Here is a 3,490-nt window from a genome sequence, read left to right on the forward strand (position 1 = left end):
AAGGACACCCTTGCTCAAGGCTAGACACTTCCCGTTGTTAGGGCGTGTGAGGGACTTGCACCCATTAGAATACACCCATGCTGGGCGAACTAAAAGAGAACGGATTACCTCTAGAAGTAATCCGTTCTCTTTATCCATAAATAAGTAATCGCAGAATTAGCTTTTGGCCTTGTTCAGTTTGTCTAAAACCTTCTTTTCCACTTCGTCAGCTAATTCGCTTAATTGTTCCGATTTGGAGGCAGCACGTTCTTTCAGGTATTCCAGTTGGTTTTTGCCTACATCAATACCATCTTTGATCTTTTTCTTGGCTTGTCCCGATACTTTATCGAAGTCGTCACATAATCCGTCAAGCTTTCCGCTTTCCGCTAATTTGTAAATCACAAGAGCCAGACCTATACCAGCTGCCGCACCAATTAAAAGTTTTTTCATAATGTTTGCTTTTTATTTATAATGTGTAGTATATTTACATTTAAAACATTAAGGGTGCGTATTTTGTTCAAATATTTAGATAATAGGTCTTTTTGAACATTTATACCGTTATTTAGGACTTTTGTTAACCATATATATTTCTGTACTTTATCCAACGTTTTCGTTAAGCAATGAAGGCAGAATCAAGTTTACTTGAACCAACGGTCAACGTAGTTAATTATGACATTGCGAGAAAACGACTAATGCAATTGAACTAAAAGTTAGTCTTATGAAAATAGCCCTGTTTCTTAAAGATGACAAGATTGACGAATCCGATACCAATACAATTCCTATAATTGTATTACATACCGACGGTAATTCGATAGTAGAAGTAGAAAAGGATATTATCGTAAAAAAGGACGTCAATTATTTGGCGCTTTGGTTATTGACCAAGCGTATCAAAGAACTGTATGTAATGGACATCGATCCTCTTATTCGCAAGTTATTCGAAAAGCTAGGCGTCAGCGTTCGCAAATATGAGGATATTGACAAGAATCCTTTGCTAAGGAAATTTATCTATCAATAACAGGAAAGTACTTGACCGTAGTTTTCAGAATAACGATCTCTTATCGTTATATGTAGCAAAGCAGTAAACAGGTCATGTACCTTAGTCTTTTTCTTTTGGCAAAAAGAATTCGACTTTACCACATTTGGGACACACGTATAGGTCAAAGCTTTCTTTGTTTCCCAGCCCTTCGAGGAGGTTGCCCAACAGGCCTACTCTCATTCCCTCATGGAAGTTAAAATTACCCGCGAAATATAGTTTGAGGTCGCAACGCAGGCATTTGAGTTCTTTCTTTTCAGGGTACATTTCCGCATATCCGATTACCCGCCCTTCATAGAGGCTATAGTTACATCTTTTGCAGACACCCAGGTTATCAGTTAGTTCTGCATCGCAGTTGGGGCACTTATTCATATTCGTTTATTATTATATTATTGAAACAGTCTTTAAATTCTTTTTATCCCGCAGGATTCTTTTGCAACAGTAGAACCGGAATGAGCCGGAACAGGTCCGCTGCATTCATTTCAATTTTCCCGGTATTGCATAGGGGTAAGCCCTGTATGCTTTTTGAAAAAACGTCCGAAAAAAGAGGCATTCGGAAAGCTCATTTCGTCAGAAATCTGCAATATAGTCATATCCGTTGTTTTGAGTAAATGCTTGGATGATGCGATCAGAGCCTCGTTGATCCATGTAAAAGCAGTACGCCCTGTCCTGTCCTTTACGGTTGTAGACAGGTATTTAGGTGTAAGGCACATCTTATCTGCGTAGAACTGGAGCGATCTTTCTTGCTTATGGTGCAACAATAACAGTTTGAAGAAGCGGGATATAAGTTCCTCCTGATGCGAAGAAGGGATTATTTCTTCTTCGTTATTATTCTCTTTTATTGTATTATAGTATATTCCTCCGATTTCTGCGAGCATAGCGTATAAGAGGCTTTTAGCCATTTCTTTTCGGTATGGATGTTCCCTGCGCTTATACTGTTTTACAATAAAAGAGTGGAAATCCAGGTATTTTGCGGCATCGGCCTCAGTTATCCTTAAGCAGGAATCCTGCATGATGCTTCTGGAAATATCGAAATTAGAGACTGTCGGCATCTCGGTAAGGAAATCCATAGAAAAAATAAGGAACTCAAGCATCAGGTCGTCGCTTCGCTCTATGAATTCCGTAACGAAATATGGCATTATGGTAATGATCATATTTTTCTCAATATCATATTCTTTAAAGTTTATCTTGACGCGCGCTTTTCCGTTGATACAAATAGCAAAAGCCACTCCATCGAGTACAAACGGGAAGTTTGAAGAAAGAGGAGGGAATATTACGGCTTTGTCTGATATTATAAAGTTCTTGATTGCAAAAGGGTCTATATGTTCTGAAATATCATCAAGATATATTTTGGCTAGTTTCATATTATGTATATAGTTTGTATTTTGTTTGTATAAGCCACTGCAAACATAATATTTTTTAGTTAAAAAGCATAGGGAAATAAAAACAGAATCGAATAGATGTTAAAAATAAATTATGGAATATATTGATAGTCAGCAGTTTATTTCCGTTGGCGCTAAAAAAAGAATTTTAGGACATCTTTAAGACCTAATAGACCTTTTTAGGGGAATTTATTTGTCAGAACTTTGCCCCCCGTGATTCGAGAGATTCACAAAATTAAGATTGAGTTAATTAAAAAAGGTAAATCACAAACTAAATTAAACTTTATGAAAAAACTATTTTTTACTCTTGCAATTGTGTTAGGTTTAGCAACTACAGTTTCTGCTCAGGAAGTTGGTCAAATCTGGGTTGGTGGTGCAGTCGGTTTCAACAGCACTAAGGTAGGCGGCGGAGACAGAGTTTCTTCTTACAGAATTATTCCTGAAATAGGTTATGCTTTTGCCGAAAATATGGGAGTAGGTATCAAATTAGGATATGCTCACAACAAAAGTGTATTAGGATCAGAAGATACTTTCAAGGATTCATTTACTGTAAATCCATTTATCCGTATGGCTTTCCTTAAAGGAAGCATGGGTAGCTTATTTGTAGATGGCGGCGTTGGCTATACTTATGGTAAGAGCGATGTAACAGAGTATGATTCTGACGGTGATGCAACTACAAACAAACTGAAACTTAATGCATGGGAAGTAGGTTTCCGTCCGGGCGTAGCAGTAAATGTATCAAACAGAATTACATTAACCGGTAAATTTGGTTTCTTAGGTTACCAACATGTTAAACTAGGTGATGTAAAAGGCGATGATTTCGGATTCGATTTCGACCTTGGTCAGACAGAACTTGGTGTAAGCATCGTATTCTAAGAATATAAATTATTCTGAAATAATAAGGCCGTTCCAGCATTGGGACGGCTTTTATATTTTTGGTACTGATGGTTATAAAAAAATGAAGAATCAATAGCGTCCTAAATAAAAAGTGAGAGGTTTTCGTTTTCTGTTCCTTAAAGTTACCTTTGAGGTGCAACACAAAAAACGAACCTCTCATGGCAAAAATAACATTATTCGCTCAAATTCTTAGCAAACT

General features: G+C 37.2%; 5 protein-coding genes. 2 read left to right on the forward strand and 3 right to left on the reverse strand.

Annotated elements, in window-relative coordinates; genetic code table 11:
* Positions 1-156: 156 nt before the first annotated feature.
* On the reverse strand, positions 157-429 hold the full coding sequence (locus D0T84_RS21630) for a hypothetical protein (protein WP_163310004.1): 273 nt from the start codon (positions 427-429) through the stop codon (positions 157-159).
* Positions 430-697: 268 nt separating this feature from the next.
* On the opposite strand from D0T84_RS21630, the gene D0T84_RS21635 reads away from it, so the two are divergent.
* On the forward strand, positions 698-994 hold the full coding sequence (locus D0T84_RS21635; protein WP_163310005.1) for a hypothetical protein: 297 nt from the start codon (positions 698-700) through the stop codon (positions 992-994).
* Positions 995-1,075: 81 nt separating this feature from the next.
* On the opposite strand, the gene D0T84_RS21640 is transcribed toward D0T84_RS21635, so the two are convergent.
* Together D0T84_RS21640 and D0T84_RS21645 are read right to left on the reverse strand one after the other, a co-directional pair.
* Positions 1,076-1,384, reverse strand: a complete 309-nt coding sequence (locus tag D0T84_RS21640) for a hypothetical protein (RefSeq protein ID WP_163310006.1) — start codon at positions 1,382-1,384, stop codon at positions 1,076-1,078.
* Between the two features lie 110 nt (positions 1,385-1,494).
* Complete coding sequence (locus D0T84_RS21645) at positions 1,495-2,376, reverse strand: AraC family transcriptional regulator (RefSeq protein WP_163310007.1); 882 nt, start codon at positions 2,374-2,376, stop codon at positions 1,495-1,497.
* A 333-nt stretch (positions 2,377-2,709) separates the two neighbouring features.
* Here D0T84_RS21645 and D0T84_RS21650 point away from each other — a divergent pair, with 333 nt between their 5' ends.
* Positions 2,710-3,270, forward strand: a complete 561-nt coding sequence (locus D0T84_RS21650) for an outer membrane beta-barrel protein (RefSeq protein WP_370525546.1) — start codon at positions 2,710-2,712, stop codon at positions 3,268-3,270.
* Positions 3,271-3,490: the final 220 nt, after the last annotated feature.

Source organism: Dysgonomonas sp. 521, from assembly GCF_010501055.1.
GTDB lineage: Bacteria > Bacteroidota > Bacteroidia > Bacteroidales > Dysgonomonadaceae > Dysgonomonas.

Bases quoted from the DNA above. Each gene is read 5' to 3' on its own strand.
- D0T84_RS21630 (WP_163310004.1), bottom strand. From the start codon at position 429: ATGAAAAAACTTTTAATTGGTGCGGCAGCTGGTATAGGTCTGGCTCTT.
- D0T84_RS21635 (WP_163310005.1), top strand. From the start codon at position 698: ATGAAAATAGCCCTGTTTCTTAAAGATGACAAGATTGACGAATCCGAT.
- D0T84_RS21640 (WP_163310006.1), bottom strand. From the start codon at position 1,384: ATGAATAAGTGCCCCAACTGCGATGCAGAACTAACTGATAACCTGGGT.
- D0T84_RS21645 (WP_163310007.1), bottom strand. From the start codon at position 2,376: ATGAAACTAGCCAAAATATATCTTGATGATATTTCAGAACATATAGAC.